Here is a 17,335-nt window from a genome sequence, read left to right as displayed (position 1 = left end):
AAAGCCTCTGGCTACGCCTGGCCCGACCCTACGCCGGGGATACCCACGGCCTGCACCTGCCGTTGATTCCCGGCACCGAAGTCGCCATCGCCTTTGAACAGGGCGACCCGGACCGGCCTTACATCGCCCACGCGTTGCATGACAGCCAACACGTTGATCATGTGACTTTGCGCAATTACAAACGCAACGTGCTGCGCACGCCGGCGAATAACAAGCTGCGCATGGATGACACGCGGGGGCAGGAGCATATCAAGGTCAGTACTGAGCACAGTGGTAAGAGCCAGCTCAGCCTGGGGCATCTGGTGGATGCCAAGCGTAAAAAGCGCGGCGAAGGATTTGAGCTGCGTACAGATGCTTGGGGAAGCATTCGCGCAGGCAAAGGGTTGTTCATCAGTACGGATACACAGGCCAAGGCCTCTGGTGATGTGCTCACCATGGCGCCCGCCACCGATCTGGTCGCGGGAGCCAAACAACAAATCGCGGATTGGCAGGCAATCGCCCAGTCTCACCACAGCCGCAAGCCAGCCATCGATGGGCTGCAACAGTTCCAGGACAACGCCAAAGACCTGAACGCCTCGGCCATCCTACTCAGTGCGCCCAAGGGCATTGGCGCCGTAACCCCAGAATGCTTGCTGCTCAAAAGCGGCAACGCGATGTACGTGCAAAGCAACGACGAGATCAACCTGGCCGCCGCTCAACGGCTGTCTGTCCACGCGAATCAGGCCATTTCCCTGCTTGCCCAGCAGGAAGGCATGCGCCTGGTGTCCGGCAAGGGGCCGCTGGAAATCGAATCCCACGGCGACGTGATGAAGCTGATTGCCCAGCAAGACATCACCCTGCAGACCGTACAGGGGCATCTGCAACTGACGGCGAAGAATGGCATCACCCTGGGGTGTGGAGGCGGCTATATCCGCATTACGCCCCAAGGCGAGATCCAGATTCATGGTCCGGGGTTGATCAGCATTAAGGGCAAGCATCGGCTGAATCCAGGAACCAGTGAGGAATTCCCGTTACCTCAATTGCCCAGCTCGGTGTGCAAGGAGTGCCTGAAAAAGGCGCAGGCCGCGGCCCAGGGCTTCGTACCCAGGGGCGCACAAGCATGAGCGCTGTTCCTCGCAATACCTGGATAGAACTGCTGGAAGTTTCCTGCTCACAAGTCTCCGTTACGTGCCTGGATATCATCATTGATCAGGCCGGCAGCGACTCCCCATTACTGCCCAGTGTTCTCAGCGTCGAGCCCGCACTGCCTTGGTATTCCCTATTTACCGGGTTGCCGGAGGCGGGTGCCGACGAATTGGCACCGTTGCTGGTCCGTGTCGATTTGGCGCAGCCCCTGCAACGCCAGTGGCTGGTTGGCCTCGTGCAAGCGCTGAATGGCCGCTCGCAATTGTTGGTGCTGGGGTCGCTCTGGCCCTTCCAGGCTTTGGCTGAACACCTCGGTCGGTGCCTGGAAGTGCGCAACGGCGGGTACCTGGGGTTGTTGCGTTATTACGACCCGCGGCTGTTCCCCTTGCTGTTTAGCCATGTGCTTGAACCCCAGCAACAGCAACCGTTGTTACGCCCCGCGGTTTTCTGGAGCTGGCTGGATCGCGACGGCTCTCCCAAACGGCTTGCGGGCACGGCAGATACGCCTGAGTTGCCGGAGGATTTCACCCCTATCGAGCTGAGCGACAGCCAGCTGGAAACGCTTAGCTGCGCAAGTGACGCCACGGTGGCGATGGTGAGTCTTGCCGATGCGTTGCCATCCGCGTGGCGTGCCGAACAGCGCTTTCAGGCGTGCTACGCGGCAATGCTTGATGCCACTCAGGCCGGGTTGTTACTCAATTCCCAGCGTGAAGCCCACACCCTCGACAGGTTACGTAACGCCTGCGCGACCCACACCAGCGAAGACAGGAAATGAACGTTATGCCCAGACCCACGGACGGCAGGTATCGCCTCGCCCTGCTCGGAGCCCTTGTTGGCGCATTGCTCGCGCAAAGCGCCCTGGCCAGCACCCTTGAAGCCATTAACCACACCCACTGGGCGATCAACCGCTTTAGTGTCGACGGTCGATCGGGTATCGACATCATCGGTCCGTATCAGGGGGGCGGGGGAGGTTGCTGTTACGTCGCTCCGTCGCGCTGGCAGCCGGGAATGACGGTGCGTGTTGATTGGGAACGCGGTGTCGGTGGCACCGAAGATTATCCGGGTACCGGTGATTGGCCAAAATTTTTAGCATGGGAAAAAACAATAAAAGCCCAAAAACGCCAACACAGCAAAGTCGTTCCGGTCCCGGACTACACCGGCCAAAAAGTCTGCGGCCTCACCGTGCACTTCCTGCCCTGTGATGAACTCCAGGTCACGACCTCCTGCTACGCCTATGGCAGCCCCGAATACCCGATCAAAACCCCGCTGCACCTGCCGGAGCCTCAGTCATGTCCGAAGTGAAACATGCCAGTGTCTGGGTCCCTCCACCGTTTCCGGCGGGAGGCCGTTTGCCAAGCCGCGTCGAACAGGTCCAACAAAATATCCTACGCCAGTGCGAGCAGGAGCGCGGCTACCAGGATGCCCTGTGCCTGGCGGCCGGTTATCGGGTTACGCCACCGTGCTGCAAGACGTTGCACATCAGCCTGTTCTTCGACGGCACCGGTAATAATCTGAATGATGACTTGTACATAGCCACTAAGCCGCACCCAACCAATATCGCCCGGCTGTTTCGCGCCACCATCGGGGACGGGTATGCCGGTGGTACCGGGCACCGCGACGAGGCCCAGCGGTTGACCGATGCGGTGGGCACCGGCAATGGCCAGTACTTCAAGTACTACATGCCCGGCGTCGGCACGCCGTTTGCGGAGGTGGGCGACCTGGATTTCACTGCTGCCGGGCTGGCAGGTGCCTGGTTCGGCGAAGAGCGGATCAACTGGGGACTGCTGATGCTAATCGATGCCCTGCGGCGCACGCTGGGTTTGCCCCGACAGGACAACGCGAGCCTGAAGGCGGCGGTCGGCGCCATGGGCACGTTGCCAGGGCTGGAATTTATCAAGGGCCAAGCCAACCGTGCCGCAGTGTTCAGCAAGCAGCTCAAGGCGATTGAAAAGCCGTTGCGCCTGGCGCTGGCACAGCCAAACCCCGGCTCGTCGAAACTGTTGGGCATCAAGTTGTATGTTTTTGGCTTTTCCCGTGGCGCGTCGGCGGCGCGAGCCTTTGTCAGTTGGTTGAACGAGCTGATGCGTTACCGACCGTTCCTTAAACTGGACGATCTGGAAGTCCCACTTAGTGTGGAGTACCTGGGGTTGCTGGACACCGTGGCCTCGGTGGGCATTGCCGATATTATGCCAGGAGCAGACGGGCATATGGCCTGGGCCGATGGTAATCAGGAGCTTCCCGGTGGTGGGCTGGTCAAGCGTTGCCTGCATCTTGCGGCGAGTTTTGAGCAGCGCCTGTGTTTTCCGCTGGAGTCGATTCGCCGCGAGAGTGGCAGTTATCCGGTGAACAGTGTGGAAGTGATCTATCCGGGGGTGCACTCGGATTTGGGCGGAGGTTATCCGCCTGGGGATCAGGGGAAGGCGAACGGCGAAAACGATCACCTGTTGCTTTCGCAAATTCCATTGAATGATTTGTATGCCGACGCCTTCGCGCACGGCGCACCGCTAAAGGTCCCGAAAAACACTTTACCAATCGGATTGCGCGATGAGCTTTGGCGAGTAATGACGCCCGAAGTACTTTTAGAGTTCATCGCTGCGCCAATTTTGACAGCTCGATTCAACGCTTGGCGCCAGATTACTCTCGGACTGCCACCCGCTTCCCAACCGCTATCCGCTGAACAGATAGAGCGCTATCAACCCTTAACGTCCACCACCACACTAGAACAGGCCGCACGCACCCAGTTGGGCTGGATCACTGCCTGGCGCATCGACCGCTATGCCTTCGCCAGCCTGAAGCAGAAATCGTTCTACCTTGAGGCTAGCGATACCGAAGCCGACCCGGCAGTACGAAAAAAAGCGGAGTCGGATCGTAACGAGAAACAGGCAACGATTAAATCAAAGCGCAAGGTACAACTCGCCCTGGAACGCAGTGGTCGAGCGCAGCCAAAAACACCGGAGCCTGGCGTTAAGGATTTCGACGCGGACATGGGGAAAACCCAACTGCGCGAAGCCGCCGAGGAGTTTGGTGCCGCCTACCGCGACCCCGATCACCTGGCCTCCAATCTGAGTCGAGTATTACCGGCTAACGCTCCGCCCGTGGCGGTGTTGCGCATCATCACCGCTGACGCACGCGTCGAGTGCCGGCAGATGAAAGCATCGGGTCGGGCCAGGGTAAGTCAGCTGTTTCCGCCGCCAACCGGTCAGCACAATCATCCAAACGAAAATACCCGGGGTCCGGTAGACGAAACCAGCAACGCCTCGCAGCCTGCGGGGCTGTTGCGAGCGCTGCTGGATGATCAGGTTCACGATTCCCGCGCCTGGTTTCTTTATTCAATGGGGCGCGAGTGGATGGGCAGCTATTTCCGTGAGCGCATGGTGTTTTTCGGCGAAGCCAGCAGAAGAGAGCTTGCGCTTAATCCTGAAGTGAAAGCGACGATGCTCGCCGGGCGCACGCCTTTGCCAAGCTCGGGACTTTCCGTTGCCGCTCAATTACCCGTCATGAATGCACAACGTATGGCCGAGGCTCAGCAAGCCATCGAGGCGCACTGGGACGCTTATTACGCCAAGGTCAGCGAGGTTAGTAATGCGCCGGCCTGACCTTGTCTTTCGACGCTCTGTTTCAGGAGTAAAACCCGTGTCTCATTCAATTTCGTATCGAGTACTGATGTGGGCCCTCTGCGGCCTGGTTGGGGCTGTGCTGGTGCAGAGCGCTCACGCCAGCACCCTTGAAGCCATTAACCACACCCACTGGGCCATTAACCGATTCAGTGTTGACGGTCGATCCGGGATCGACATCATCGGACCGTACCAAGGGGGCGGGGGAGGTTGCTGTTACGTCGCCCCGTCGCGCTGGCAGCCGGGAGTGACGGTGCGTGTAGATTGGGAAACAGGTGTTGGTAGTTCAAAAGGTTTTCCTGGCTTTGCCGACAGGCCTAAATATTTAGCTTGGAGGGATCAGATACGAGCCCAAAAACGCCAACACAGCAAACTAGTCCCCATCCCCGACTACACCGGCCAAAAAGTCTGCGGCCTAACCGTACATTTCCTGCCCTGCGATGAACTCCAGGTCACCACCTCCTGCTACGCCTATGGCAGCCCCGAATACCCGATCAAAACCCCGCTGCACTTACCGGAGCCTCAGTCATGTCCGACGTAATGTGCGGTCTTAATCGGGAGGTGCGGTGATGCCCAGACCCGCGGACGGCAGGTATCGCCTCGCCCTGCTCGGAGCCCTTGTTGGCGCATTGCTCGCGCAAAGCGCCCTGGCCAGCACCCTTGAAGCCATTAACCACACCCACTGGGCGATCAATCGCTTTAGTGTCGACGGTCGATCGGGTATCGACATCATCGGTCCGTATCAGGGGGGCGGGGGAGGTTGCTGTTACGTCGCTCCGTCGCGCTGGCAGCCGGGAATGACGGTGCGTGTTGATTGGGAACGCGGTGTCGCATACGCCGATGGATTCCCCGGTTACGAAGATTGGCCCAAGTATCTTGCGTGGGAAAAGCAGATTGACGCGCAAACGAGCAGGCACTCGAAGGTAGTACCAGTCCCTGATTACACGGACCAGAAAGTCTGTGGTCTCACCGTACACTTTCTTCCGTGCGATGAGATCCAGGTCACCACCTCCTGTTATGCCTATGGTAGTCCCGAGTACCCGATCAAGACCCCGCTGCACTTGCCGGAGCCTCAATCATGTCCGAAATGAAACATGCCAGTGTTTGGTATCCGCAGCCATTTCCATTCCGTGGACGTTTGCCTCGCCGCGTCGAACAGGTTCAGCAAAATATCCTTCGACAGTGCGAGCTGGAGCGAGGTTATCAAGATGCATTGTGCCTGGCGGCCGGTTATCGGGTTACGCCACCGTGCTGCAAGACGGTGCACATCAGCCTGTTTTTCGACGGCACTGGCAATAATCTGAATGATGACCTGTACATAGCCAATAAGCCGCACCCGACCAATATCGCCCGGCTGTTTCGCGCCACCGTCGGGGATGGGTATGCCGGTGGCACCGGGCACAGTGACAAGGCCCAGCGTTTGACCGATGCGACGGGCACCGGCAATGGCCAGTACTTCAAGTACTACATGCCCGGCGTCGGCACGCCGTTTGCAGAGGTGGGCGACCTGGATTTCACCGCTGTCGGGCTGGCGGGCGCCTGGTTCGGCGAAGAGCGGATCAACTGGGGACTGCTGATGCTTATCGATGCCCTGCGGCGCACGCTGGGTTTGCCTCGGCTGGACAACGCGAGCCTGAAGGCGTCGGTAGCCGCCATGGGAACGCTTCCCGGGCTGGAATTTATCAAGGGCCAAGCCAACCGTGCCGCAGTGTTCAGCAAGCAGCTCAAGGCGATTGAAAAGCCGTTGCGCCTGGCGCTGGCACAGCCAAACCCAGGCTCATCGAAACTGTTGGGCATCAAGTTGTATGTTTTTGGCTTTTCCCGTGGCGCGTCGGCGGCGCGGGCCTTTGTCAGTTGGTTGAATGAGCTGATGCGTTACCGACCGTTCCTTAAACTGGACGATCTGGAAGTCCCGCTGAGTGTGGAGTACCTGGGGTTACTGGACACCGTGGCCTCGGTGGGCATTGCCGATATTATGCCAGGAGTAGATGGGCATATGGCCTGGGCGGATGGTAATCAGGAGCTTCCCGGTGGTGGGCTGGTCAAGCGTTGCCTGCATCTTGCGGCGAGTTTTGAGCAGCGCCTGTGTTTTCCGCTGGAGTCGATTCGCCGCGAGAGTGGCAGTTATCCGGTGAACAGTGTGGAAGTGGTTTATCCGGGGGTGCACTCGGATTTGGGCGGAGGGTATCCGCCTGGGGATCAGGGGAAGGCTTTCAGCGAAGATGCGCGGGTAGGGGACGCACTTCTGCTGTCGCAAATTGCGTTGAACGATCTGTATGCGGACGCGTTTGTTTATGGAGCCCCGCTGAAAGTACCACTCGCTTCATTACCAGTTGGGTTACGTCATGAGCTTTGGAGGGCGATGGAAGCTGATGTGGAGAAATCTTTTGCCACCGCACCAACTTTAGTCAACCGCTTCAACGCCTGGCGCCAGATGACTCTGGGCCTGCCCCATGTTTCCCACCCTCTGCCCATCGAACAAATTGAACGCTACCAGCCCCTCGCGACCACCACCACGCTGGAACAGGCCGCACGCACCCAGTTGGGCTGGATCACTGCCTGGCGCATCGACCGCTATGCCTTCGCCAGCCTGAAGCAGAAATCGTTCTACCTTGAGGCTAGCGATACCGAAGCCGACCCGGCAGTACGTAAAAAAGCGGAGTCGGATCGCAACGAGAAACAGGCAACGATTAAATCAAAGCGCAAGGTGCAACTCGCCCTTGAGCGCAGTGGCCAAGCGCAGCCAAAAACACCGGAGCCTGGCGTTAAGGATTTCGACGCGGACATGGGGCAAACCCAACTGCGCGAAGCCGCCGAGGAGTTTGGTGCCGCCTACCGCGACCCCGATCACCTGGCCTCCAACCTGAGTCGGGTATTACCGGCTAACGCTCCGCCCGTGGCGGTGTTGCGCATCATCACCGCTGACGCACGCGTCGAGTGCCGACAGATGAAAGCGGCGGGGCGGGCCAGGGTAAGTCAGCTGTTTCCGCCGCCAGCCGGTCAGCACAATCATCCAAACGAAATTACCCAGGGCCCGGTAGACGAAACCAGCAACGCCTCGCAGCCTGCGGGGCTGTTGCGAGCGCTGCTGGATGATCAGGTCCACGATTCCCGCGCCTGGTTTCTTTATTCAATGGGGCGCGAGTGGATGGGCAGCTACTTCCGTGAGCGCATGGTGTTTTTCGGCGAAGCCAGCAGAAGAGAGCTTGCGCTTAATCCTGAAGTGAAAGCGACGATGCTCGCCGGGCTCACGCCTTTGCCAAGCTCGGGACTTTCCGTTGCCGCTCAACCACCCGTCATGGATGCACAACGTATGGCCGAGGCTCAGCAAGCCATCGAGGCGCACTGGCACGCTTATTACGCCAAGGTTAGCGAGGTGAGCAATGCGTCGGCCTGATCTTGTCTTTCGACGCTCTGTTTCAGGAGTAAAACCCGTGTCTCACCCAATTTCGTATCGAGTACTGATGGGGGCTCTCTGCGGCCTGGTTGGGGCTGCGTTGGTGCAGAGCGCTCACGCCAGCACCCTTGAAGCCATTAACCACACCCACTGGGCCATTAACCGATTCAGTGTTGACGGTCGATCTGGGATCGACATCATCGGACCGTACCAGGGGGGGGGGGAGGTTGCTGTTACGTCGCGCCGTCGCGCTGGCAGCCGGGAATGACGGTGCGTGTTGATTGGGAAACCGGTGTGGCTTACGCAGATGATTCTCCTGGCTATGCCGACTGGCCAAAATACTTAGCGTGGGTTGAAAAAATTGATGCGCAAACTCGTCGCCACAGCAAACTAGTCCCCATCCCCGACTACACCGGCCAAAAAGTCTGCGGCCTAACCGTACATTTCCTGCCCTGCGATGAACTCCAGGTCACCACCTCCTGCTACGCCTATGGCAGCCCCGAATACCCGATCAAAACCCCGCTGCACTTGCCGGAGCCTCAGTCATGTCCGACGTAATGTGCGGTCTTAATCGGGAGGTGCGGTGATGCCCATACCCACGGACGGCAGGTATCGCCTCGCCCTGCTCGGAGCCCTTGTTGGCGCATTGCTCGTGCAGAACGCTCATGCCAGCACCCTTGAAGCCATAAACCACACCCACTGGGCTATCAACCGCTTTAGTGTCGACGGTCGATCGGGTATCGACATCATCGGTCCGTATCAGGGGGGTGGGGGAGGTTGCTGTTACGTCGCTCCGTCGCGCTGGCAGCCGGGAATGACGGTGCGTGTTGATTGGGAGACCGGTGTGGCTTATTCCTTCGACTTTCCAGGGTACGAAGATCGGCAAAAATATTTGGCTTGGATTGAAAAACTTGATGCGCAAAAGCGCAAACACTCCAAGGTTGTGTTCGTACCCGATTACAGCGGCCAAAAAGTTTGTGGCCTCACTGTGCACTTCCTTCCCTGCGATGAACTCCAGGTCACGACCTCTTGCTACGCCTATGGCCGCCCCGAATACCCGATTAAAACCCCGCTGCACCTGCCGGAGCCTAAGTCATGTCCAAAGTGAAACATGCCAGTGTCTGGGTCCCTCCACCGTTTCCGGCGGGAGGCCGCTTGCCTCGACGCGTCGAACAGGTCCAACAAAATATCCTACGCCAGTGCGAGCAGGAGCGCGGCTACCAGGATGCCCTGTGCCTGGCGGCCGGTTATCGGGTTACGCCACCGTGCTGCAAGACGTTGCACATCAGCCTGTTCTTCGACGGCACCGGCAATAATCTAAATGATGACTTGTACATAGCCACTAAGCCGCACCCAACCAATATCGCCCGGCTGTTTCGCGCCACCATCGGGGACGGGTATGCCGGTGGTACCGGGCACCGCGACGAGGCCCAGCGGTTGACCGATGCGGCAGGCACCGGCAATGGCCAGTACTTCAAGTACTACATGCCCGGCGTCGGCACGCCGTTTGCGGAGGTGGGCGACCTGGATTTCACCGCTGTCGGGCTGGCGGGCGCCTGGTTCGGTGAAGAGCGGATCAACTGGGGCTTGTTGATGCTTATTGATGCCCTGCGGCGCACGCTGGGTTTACCTCGGCCGGACAACGCGAGCCTGAAGGCGTCGGTAGCTGCCATGGGAACGCTTCCCGGGCTGGAATTTATCAAGGGCCAAGCCAACCGTGCCGCAGTGTTCAGCAAGCAGCTCAAGGCGATTGAAAAGCCGTTGCGTCTGGCGCTGGCACAGCCAAACCCCGGCTCGTCGAAACTGTTGGGCATCAAGTTGTATGTTTTTGGCTTTTCCCGTGGCGCGTCGGCGGCGCGTGCCTTTGTCAGTTGGTTGAACGAGCTGATGCGTTACCGACCGTTCCTTAAACTGGACGATCTGGAAGTCCCGCTGAGTGTGGAGTACCTGGGGTTACTGGACACCGTGGCCTCGGTGGGCATTGCCGATATTATGCCAGGAGCAGATGGGCATATGGCCTGGGCCGATGGTAATCAGGAGCTTCCCGGTGGTGGGCTGGTCAAGCGTTGCCTGCATCTTGCGGCGAGTTTTGAGCAGCGCCTGTGTTTTCCGCTGGAGTCGATTCGCCGCGAGAGTGGCAGTTATCCGGTGAACAGTGTGGAGGTGATTTATCCGGGGGTGCACTCGGATTTGGGCGGAGGTTATCCGCCTGGGGATCAGGGGAAGGCTTTTAGCACAGATTCGCGATTAGGGGGTGGGCTATTGCTGTCTCAAATCGCCTTGCATGAGATATATGCCGACGCCTTTGCGTATGGCGCACCATTAAAAGTGCCTCCGCATTCTTTACCAATCAGTCTGCGGCACGAACTTTGGCGTGCAATGGAAACTGAGTTGCAAAGAGAGTTTGATGTTTCTTCAACTCTGGTTACCCGCTTCAATGCCTGGCGTCAGATTACTTTGGGCCTGCCCCATGTTTCCCACCCTCTGCCCATCGAACAAATTGAACGCTACCAGCCCCTCGCGACCACCACCACGCTAGAACAGGCCGCACGCACCCAGTTGGGCTGGATCACTGCCTGGCGCATCGACCGCTATGCCTTCGCCAGCCTGAAGCAGAAATCATTCTACCTTGAGGCTAGCGATACCGAAGCCGATCCGGCAGTACGTAAAAAAGCGGAGTCGGATCGTAACGAGAAACAGGCAACGATTAAATCAAAGCGCAAGGTACAACTCGCCCTTGAGCGCAGTGGCCAAGCGCAGCCAAAAACACCGGAGCCTGGCGTTAAGGATTTCGACGCGGACATGGGGCAAACCCAACTGCGCGAAGCCGCCGAGGAGTTTGGTGCCGCCTACCGCGACCCCGATCATCTGGCCTCCAACCTGAGTCGAGTATTACCGGCTAACGCTCCGCCCGTGGCGGTGTTGCGCATCATCACCGCTGACGCACGCGTCGAGTGCCGACAGATGAAAGCGGCGGGGCGGGCCAGGGTAAGTCAGCTGTTTCCGCCGCCAGCCGGTCAGCACAATCATCCAAACGAAAATACCCGGGGTCCGGTAGACGAAACCAGCAACGCCTCGCAGCCTGCGGGGCTGTTGCGAGCGCTGTTGGATGATCAGGTCCACGATTCCCGCGCCTGGTTTCTTTATTCAATGGGGCGCGAGTGGATGGGCAGCTATTTCCGTGAGCGCATGGTGTTTTTCGGCGAAGCCAGCAGAAGAGAGCTTGCGCTTAATCCTGAAGTGAAAGCGACGATGCTCGCCGGGCGCACGCCTTTGCCAAGCTCGGGACCTTCCGTTGCCGTTCAATTACCCGTCATGGATGCACAACGTATGGCCGAGGCTCAGCAGGCCATCGAGGCACACTGGAACGCTTATTACGCCAAGGTCAGCGAGGTGAGCAATGCGCCGGCCTGACCCCGTCTTTCGATGCTCTGCTCCAGGAGGCAAACTCATGTCCAATCCTATTTCGTATCGAGTGCTGATGGCTGCCTTATGCGGTCTGGTTGGGGCTGTGCTTGTGCAAAGCGCTCAGGCCAGCACCCTTGAAGCTATCAATCACACTCACTGGGCCATTAACCGCTTCAGTGTCGACGGTCGCTCGGGTATCGACATTGTTGGGCCGTACCAAGGTGGCGGGGGAGGTTGCTGTTACGTCGCCCCGTCGCGCTGGCAGCCGGGAATGACTGTACGTGTTGATTGGGAAACAGGAGAGGGCAGTTCAGCAGGGTTTCCCGGCTTTGCGGATCGGGAAAAATACTATGCTTGGGTTGATAAAATTGATGCGAAAAAACGTCGACTTACGAAGTTAGTACCAGTCCCCGACTACACCGGCCAAAAAGTCTGCGGCCTAACCGTGCATTTCCTGCCCTGCGATGAACTCCAGGTCACCACCTCCTGCTACGCCTATGGCAGCCCCGAATACCCGATCAAAACCCCGCTGCACTTGCCGGAGCCTCAGTCATGTCCGAAGTAATGTGCGGTCTTAATCGGGAGGTGCGGTGATGAAGCCGGTGATTCGTCAAGGAGACACGTTGGAAGAATTTGGCGGCGAAGTGCTGGAGGGGCATTACGAGTGTCATGGTAAGCCGATGGCCTGTCAGGGCGACGCCGTGCGCTGCAACCTGCACGGTCGCACCGAGATCGCCGAAGGCACCGACCTGCTGCACATCGACGGCCGGCCGGCGGCGCTGCATGGCCACCGCTGTAAATGCGGATGCACGCTGGTCAGCTCAATGCCGGACACGCAGGTGGCCTATTGAATACCGCGCCTGCGTTTGCCGCTTATCCCTTGGTTCCAGCCCCGGTGTACTCACGCTGGATGGTCAGCGGAGTGACCTTGCTGGTTGTTTTGGTCGGTCTGGGCGTGGTGTCGCGATCGGTCATTGAACCGCATGTGGCGGTTACCGCTGTGGCCTTTGCATCACTGGTCTGGTTGTTGGCATTGCTGTTGCGCGTTTTGTACTTTCGCCTCAATCGGCATAACGCACAGCGTTATCACGAGGCAGCCGAACAGGTCAGCCAGGCGTGGTGGATGCACCATCGGCAGCATGTCGGGCTGGTCGAGTCCGTGCTGGTATCCGCGCCATGCACCACACCGGAACAGGGGCTACTGCTATTCAGCTCAGACCACCAGCCACCCGCGCCGCAGGCAACGCTTGAAGGGCGAGCGATTCATCTTGTTCAGGTGTTTGGAAATGATGTCGCCGAACGTGAGCGCAATTTAGCGATTTTGCTCGCACTACAGTGGCACCGACAGCGTAATGAACACTCAGCCGTGCAGCCGCTACGTTGCTACTGGCAGGGTTCGCTGTCGGCATGGCAAGCATTTGCCGAACAAATGGCGCGGTGTTCTCCCCCGGTTCAACTGCCTGAACAGCCAGAGCCTTGGGAGGGTATTCGTACCCTGGATTCGGTTATTGACCAATTGCAGGGCGCTCCCGCAACGGCCTGCGTCCTCTGCGCCGGTTGCCAGTCCTCGACTATCCAGCAGGAGATTCCTTTGCCGGCAGGAGAGGCGGCGGTGCTCTGGTTATTCGGTCCTGAAGGCACTGTGCGTTTTTCTCGCGGCGAATGGTTTTCGGCTGATACCGAGCAACTCTCTACGGTCGCTAAGCGTGCTCTGCAACAGCGCGAACTAACCGCCCCCACTGACGTGTGCGTGTCGTTCGCTCAGCCAACTGTGCCTGAGCTGCCTGCCGCTGGCTGGAACACCAAGCAGCACGTGCAAGACGCCAACTTTGGCGCCCTGGAGCATCTACAGGCCATGGTCGTACAAACCCTGGCTGCCTGGTACGTCGAGCTACATCAGGTGCCTTGCGCCTGGTTGGCGAACGACCCTCATCACACCCTGGCCCTTGGAGTTGTGGAACCCGATGACTCAAATAGTTGAATCTCCGAAAATATCCTCTGGGAAGACGGCGTTATTACTCGCTGTGATCCTGGCGGTACTTGTCGCTGCGGGGGCCGCGATCTGGTGGTTGTTGATGGAGCCCAGGCTTCTCAGCCGTGCCGTGATGCGGGATGTCGTGCTCAAGGGCATATTGCTGTGGGCATTGTTGTTCGGCATGGCGCTGGTGGCCTGGCAGATTGTCCAAAAGGGCATCCGCAAGTTAGTGCTCGGTTCCCGGTTGTTGCCAGTGCCCCCTCCCGCCGAACCCGATGGACAGCCGGACCTGGCAGAGATAATTCAAGGCCTGCGCAAGCACTACGGCCTCTTCTGGCGCCACAAAATCCGCCTGCTTCTCGTCATCGGCGAACCCACCGAAATCGAAGCCATCGCCCCCACACTGGCTAATCAGCAATGGCTCGAAGGCCAAGGCACAGTCCTGCTGTGGGGTGGCAGTGCCCAGGCCGCGCTGGATCAATCATTCCCTAAGCACTGGAGTGGGCTGAGCCGCAGGCGTGCGCTGGACGGGGTGGTTTGGGCGTTGAACAAAACCCAGGCCGCCGACGATGCCGCGATGGGCAAAGGTGTACGCCAGGTGCAGCGCCTTGCCCGTGACCTGCACTGGCAGTTGCCGTTATACCTCTGGCAGGTCTGCGACAGTACATGGGCGCAGGACACTCGCAAGGCGCAGCCGGTGGGTTGCCGGTTGCCCGAGCGGTTCACGGCGGCGGGATTGGAAACCGCGCTGACGCGCTTGCTGGAGCCTTTGCGGCGCGAGGGCTTGGCGCAGATGAACGGTGTGATGAAGCATGATTTTCTGCTGCGCCTGTCCCGGGATTTACAGGGCGAGGGCATCGCCCGCTGGTGTCAGACGCTGGCGCCGCTGGGTAGCGACTTTGCCCAGGGTGTGCCGCTGCGTGGGGTGTGGTTCAGCCTGCCGGTACAGCGCTCGCCGCATGATCAACAACAGGAGTGGTCGGTTGCCCCGGTGTGGCACGGCGTACTCGGCGATAACGCCAGTGGCCGCCGGCTGGGCTGGAGCGTGCCGCGCGTTGGCTATGCGCTGGTGTTGGGTTTGGCGACGTTATGGGGCGCCGGATTGTTGCTCTCGTTTGTCAGCAACCGTGCGCAAATCGCCCAGGTGCAAAGTTCGTTGGCGGCATTGCAGCAGACGGGCAGTAGCGACGAGCAACTCAGCGCAATCAACGATCTGATGCGCGAACTGGCGCGTCTGGATTACCGCGCCGAACACGGCGCTCCTTGGTACCAGCGCTTCGGCCTGAATCAAACCCCAGCGCTGCTTGAAACGGTGTGGCCACGCTACGTCGAAGCCAACAACCGCCTGATCCGTGACCCGGCGGCGGACAATTTACGACGACAGCTAAACGCGTTGATCAGCCTGCCTGTGGGCAGCGAGCAACGGGCAGCGCGAGCCCAGTCTGCCTACGAGCAACTGAAGGCTTACCTGATGATGGCGCGCCCGCAAAAAGCCGACGCCACCTTCCTGACCAAAGCCCTGCGCAACGCCGAGCCGGTGCGCGACGGTGTATCGCCGGGACTTTGGCAAAGTCTGGCGCCTAACCTGTGGCAGTTCTATGGCGAGCACTTGGCGGCGCACCCGGCCTGGGCTATCAGCGCTGACCCGAGGCTGGTTGCTCAGGCCCGACAGGTTCTGCTTGGGCTGTTGGGCCAGCGCAATGCAGAAACCAGTCTTTACCAGCAGGTCCTCGACACAGCGGCCAATCAATACCCAGCGCTAAGCGTGCAAAACATGGTGGGTGAAACCGATGTTCTGGCGCTGTTCTACACCGAAGCCAGTGTACCGGGCGTGTTCACGCGCCAGGCCTGGGAGGGCCAGGTGCGCCAAGCCATCGATGCGATCGCCGACGCGCGCCGCGAGGAAATCGACTGGGTGCTCAGCGACAAACCCGCCGATATCGACACCCGCCTGAGCCCGGACCAGCTCCGCGAACGGCTCACCGAACGCTACTTCCAGGATTACGCCAGTGCCTGGCTGGGCTTTCTCAACAGCCTGCGCTGGAACCCAGCCAATAGCTTGGGCGATGTGATCGACCAACTGACCTTGATGACTGATGTGCGCCAATCGCCGCTGATTGCCCTGATGAACACGCTGGCCTATCAAGGGCAGGCCGGCACTCGCAACCAGGCCCTGGCCGACTCGTTGATACAGTCCGCGCAAAAGCTGATTGCCAAGGACAATGGGCCGATGATTGATCAACTGGCACAAACGCCGCGCAGTCCGCTGGAGGCGACTTTCGGGCCGTTATTGAGCCTGCTCGGCAAAGACCCCGAGGCCAAGGCCGACAATGACCGCTTGAGCCTGCAGGCGTTCCTGACCCGCGTCACCAGGCTGCGCCTGAAATTGCAGCAAGTCAGCAATGCGCCTGATCCGCAGGAAATGACCCAAGCCCTGGCACAAACCGTGTTTCAAGGCAAGAGCGTCGACCTGACAGACACGCAGTCCTACGGCAGCCTGATTGCGGCCAGCCTGGGAGCAGAGTGGAATGGGGTCGGCCATACGCTTTTTGTGCAGCCTTTAGATGAAGCGTGGCAACGGGTTTTGCAACCCTCGGCTGCCGGGCTCAATAGTCAGTGGCAGCGCTCAATCGTTGGTGATTGGCAGAGTGCTTTTGCTGGGCGCTACCCCTTTGCGCAAACCTCCAGCGATTCCTCGTTGCCGATGCTGGGGCAGATGATCCGTGCCGACTCCGGGCGTATCGAGCAGTTTTTACGCAGCCAACTGAGCGGTGTGCTGCGCAAGGAAGGCAGCCGCTGGGTCGCCGACCCGCGCCATAGCCAGGGGTTGCGGATTAATCCGCAGTTTCTGGCGGCGATTAACCAACTGAGCCATCTGGCTGATGTGATCTATACCGACGGCGGCATGGGTTTGAGCTTCGAGCTTCAAGGCAAACCGGTGCGAGATGTCGTGCAAACCACCTTCATCCTCAATGGCGCGCACCATCAGTATTTCAACCAGAAAGAGCGTTGGCAGCGTTTCAATTGGCCAGGGCGCGGTGACCATCCCGGCGCTAGCCTGAGCTGGACCAGCATCCATACCGGCGAGCGCCTGTTCGGTGATTACCAGGGGACCTGGGGCCTGATCCGCTTGCTGGAAAAAGCTCGAATCACCCCCTTGGACGACGGCGACAGCCGCTACCGCATGGTCCTCAAGGCCCCTGATGGTTTGAACCTGACGTGGAACCTGCGCACCGAACTGGGCGCGGGGCCTCTGGCCTTGCTCAAGCTGCGTAACTTCACGTTGCCGCCACAGATCTTCCTCACCCAGGGCACCGCGCAAGTGCCGTATGCGCAGAGCGGGGTTTTTGAATGAGCCTGTACACCTTGATCACCGATTGTCTGGGCGAGCGCGACCCTTTGGCCTTGGCCCGCAGCCAAGCCGAGCGCTGGCAGACGTGGCTTCAACCGATCAGCGCAGACTCGCCGGTAGGCGAAGACCCAGGCTATGACGATGACTTCCAACGCATGCGCGAGGAGGTCAACAAGCTCTCCGGTGCGGATGCCGAGCGGGTGGTTCAACTGGCAGAACAGCTGCTGACCCACACCTGCAAAGACCTGCGCGTCGCTACGTATTACCTGTGGGCACGCGTGCAGAAGGACGGCGAGGCCGGGTTGGCGGATGGCCTCGGTTTGCTCGCCGCGCTGGTGGAACGTTTCGCCGCCGATGTGCTGCCGTCGCGGCCCAATAGCCGCAAGATGGCGCTGGAATGGCTGGCCAGCGGCAAGGTGCTGGACAGTCTGTCGCAGTACCCCGAAGTGGTGCGCAGCGAAGCC

15 protein-coding genes and 1 pseudogene are annotated in these 17,335 nt (G+C 59.6%); 15 read left to right on the top strand and 1 reads right to left on the bottom strand.

Annotation, left to right across the window (positions count from 1 at the left end):
• The 6 genes from L9Z73_RS11630 to L9Z73_RS11605 form a co-directional block, all read left to right on the top strand.
• Positions 1-1,103 (top strand): type VI secretion system Vgr family protein (locus L9Z73_RS11630; protein ID WP_247400381.1); only part of this gene is annotated, 1,103 nt, incomplete at its 5' end.
• On the top strand, positions 1,100-1,900 hold the full coding sequence (locus L9Z73_RS11625; protein ID WP_247400379.1) for a DUF4123 domain-containing protein: 801 nt from the start codon (positions 1,100-1,102) through the stop codon (positions 1,898-1,900). The genes L9Z73_RS11630 and L9Z73_RS11625, both read left to right, overlap by 4 nt.
• Complete coding sequence (locus L9Z73_RS11620; RefSeq protein WP_247400377.1) at positions 1,897-2,427, top strand: DUF3304 domain-containing protein; 531 nt, start codon at positions 1,897-1,899, stop codon at positions 2,425-2,427. The genes L9Z73_RS11625 and L9Z73_RS11620 overlap by 4 nt, the downstream gene beginning before the upstream one ends.
• The gene (locus L9Z73_RS11615) at positions 2,415-4,721 is read left to right on the top strand and encodes a T6SS phospholipase effector Tle1-like catalytic domain-containing protein (RefSeq protein ID WP_247400375.1); all 2,307 of its coding nucleotides are present in this window, start codon (positions 2,415-2,417) and stop codon (positions 4,719-4,721) included. The genes L9Z73_RS11620 and L9Z73_RS11615 overlap by 13 nt, the downstream gene beginning before the upstream one ends.
• A 67-nt stretch (positions 4,722-4,788) precedes the next feature.
• Positions 4,789-5,280: a DUF3304 domain-containing protein gene (locus L9Z73_RS11610; protein WP_247400385.1), complete on the top strand. Its 492-nt coding sequence runs from the start codon at positions 4,789-4,791 to the stop codon at positions 5,278-5,280.
• 28 nt (positions 5,281-5,308) lie between these two features.
• Positions 5,309-5,830 carry a DUF3304 domain-containing protein gene (locus L9Z73_RS11605; protein ID WP_247400373.1) on the top strand — a complete coding sequence of 174 codons (522 nt, stop codon included), beginning with the start codon at positions 5,309-5,311 and terminating at the stop codon, positions 5,828-5,830.
• On the opposite strand, the gene L9Z73_RS31305 is transcribed toward L9Z73_RS11605, so the two are convergent.
• Positions 5,812-6,141, bottom strand: coding sequence for a hypothetical protein (locus tag L9Z73_RS31305; RefSeq protein ID WP_345894159.1), 330 nt, complete (start codon positions 6,139-6,141; stop codon positions 5,812-5,814). The two genes, L9Z73_RS11605 and L9Z73_RS31305, sit on opposite strands and share 19 nt — an antisense overlap.
• A gap of 66 nt (positions 6,142-6,207) precedes the next feature.
• On the opposite strand from L9Z73_RS31305, the gene L9Z73_RS11600 reads away from it, so the two are divergent.
• The 9 genes and pseudogenes from L9Z73_RS11600 to L9Z73_RS11560 form a co-directional block, all read left to right on the top strand.
• Positions 6,208-8,136, top strand: a complete 1,929-nt coding sequence (locus tag L9Z73_RS11600; protein WP_345894158.1) for a T6SS phospholipase effector Tle1-like catalytic domain-containing protein — start codon at positions 6,208-6,210, stop codon at positions 8,134-8,136.
• A pseudogene (locus tag L9Z73_RS11595) lies at positions 8,123-8,694 on the top strand (DUF3304 domain-containing protein). Before L9Z73_RS11600 ends, L9Z73_RS11595 begins: the two are co-directional and overlap by 14 nt.
• Positions 8,695-8,722: 28 nt before the next feature.
• Complete coding sequence (locus L9Z73_RS11590; RefSeq protein ID WP_247400369.1) at positions 8,723-9,244, top strand: DUF3304 domain-containing protein; 522 nt, start codon at positions 8,723-8,725, stop codon at positions 9,242-9,244.
• Positions 9,232-11,550: a T6SS phospholipase effector Tle1-like catalytic domain-containing protein gene (locus L9Z73_RS11585; protein ID WP_247400367.1), complete on the top strand. Its 2,319-nt coding sequence runs from the start codon at positions 9,232-9,234 to the stop codon at positions 11,548-11,550. Before L9Z73_RS11590 ends, L9Z73_RS11585 begins: the two co-directional genes overlap by 13 nt.
• A 37-nt stretch (positions 11,551-11,587) precedes the next feature.
• Positions 11,588-12,109, top strand: a complete 522-nt coding sequence (locus tag L9Z73_RS11580) for a DUF3304 domain-containing protein (protein WP_282598592.1) — start codon at positions 11,588-11,590, stop codon at positions 12,107-12,109.
• 28 nt (positions 12,110-12,137) lie between these two features.
• Entirely contained in the window at positions 12,138-12,395 is a 258-nt protein-coding gene (locus L9Z73_RS11575) for a PAAR domain-containing protein (protein WP_247400365.1), read from the top strand.
• Positions 12,392-13,525, top strand: coding sequence for a hypothetical protein (locus L9Z73_RS11570; RefSeq protein WP_247400363.1), 1,134 nt, complete (start codon positions 12,392-12,394; stop codon positions 13,523-13,525). Before L9Z73_RS11575 ends, L9Z73_RS11570 begins: the two co-directional genes overlap by 4 nt.
• Positions 13,526-13,619: 94 nt before the next feature.
• Positions 13,620-16,874: an ImcF-related family protein gene (locus L9Z73_RS11565; protein WP_247400361.1), complete on the top strand. Its 3,255-nt coding sequence runs from the start codon at positions 13,620-13,622 to the stop codon at positions 16,872-16,874.
• The coding region (locus L9Z73_RS11560; protein ID WP_247400360.1) for an ImpA family type VI secretion system protein at positions 16,871-17,335 on the top strand (465 nt) is incomplete at its 3' end. The genes L9Z73_RS11565 and L9Z73_RS11560, both read left to right, overlap by 4 nt.

Source organism: Pseudomonas emilianonis (assembly GCF_023072625.1).
Taxonomy (GTDB): Bacteria; Pseudomonadota; Gammaproteobacteria; order Pseudomonadales; family Pseudomonadaceae; genus Aquipseudomonas; species Aquipseudomonas paraveronii.
This window is presented reverse-complemented; position numbering and strand designations above follow the sequence as displayed.

Coding starts and splice junctions, on each gene's coding strand:
- L9Z73_RS11605 (WP_247400373.1), top strand. CDS start 5,309: ATGCCCAGACCCGCGGACGGCAGGTATCGCCTCGCCCTGCTCGGAGCC.
- L9Z73_RS11615 (WP_247400375.1), top strand. CDS start 2,415: ATGTCCGAAGTGAAACATGCCAGTGTCTGGGTCCCTCCACCGTTTCCG.
- L9Z73_RS11610 (WP_247400385.1), top strand. CDS start 4,789: ATGTGGGCCCTCTGCGGCCTGGTTGGGGCTGTGCTGGTGCAGAGCGCT.
- L9Z73_RS11620 (WP_247400377.1), top strand. CDS start 1,897: ATGAACGTTATGCCCAGACCCACGGACGGCAGGTATCGCCTCGCCCTG.
- L9Z73_RS11580 (WP_282598592.1), top strand. CDS start 11,588: ATGTCCAATCCTATTTCGTATCGAGTGCTGATGGCTGCCTTATGCGGT.
- L9Z73_RS11565 (WP_247400361.1), top strand. CDS start 13,620: ATGGAGCCCAGGCTTCTCAGCCGTGCCGTGATGCGGGATGTCGTGCTC.
- L9Z73_RS11590 (WP_247400369.1), top strand. CDS start 8,723: ATGCCCATACCCACGGACGGCAGGTATCGCCTCGCCCTGCTCGGAGCC.
- L9Z73_RS11625 (WP_247400379.1), top strand. CDS start 1,100: ATGAGCGCTGTTCCTCGCAATACCTGGATAGAACTGCTGGAAGTTTCC.
- L9Z73_RS11585 (WP_247400367.1), top strand. CDS start 9,232: ATGTCCAAAGTGAAACATGCCAGTGTCTGGGTCCCTCCACCGTTTCCG.
- L9Z73_RS11600 (WP_345894158.1), top strand. CDS start 6,208: ATGCCCGGCGTCGGCACGCCGTTTGCAGAGGTGGGCGACCTGGATTTC.
- L9Z73_RS11575 (WP_247400365.1), top strand. CDS start 12,138: ATGAAGCCGGTGATTCGTCAAGGAGACACGTTGGAAGAATTTGGCGGC.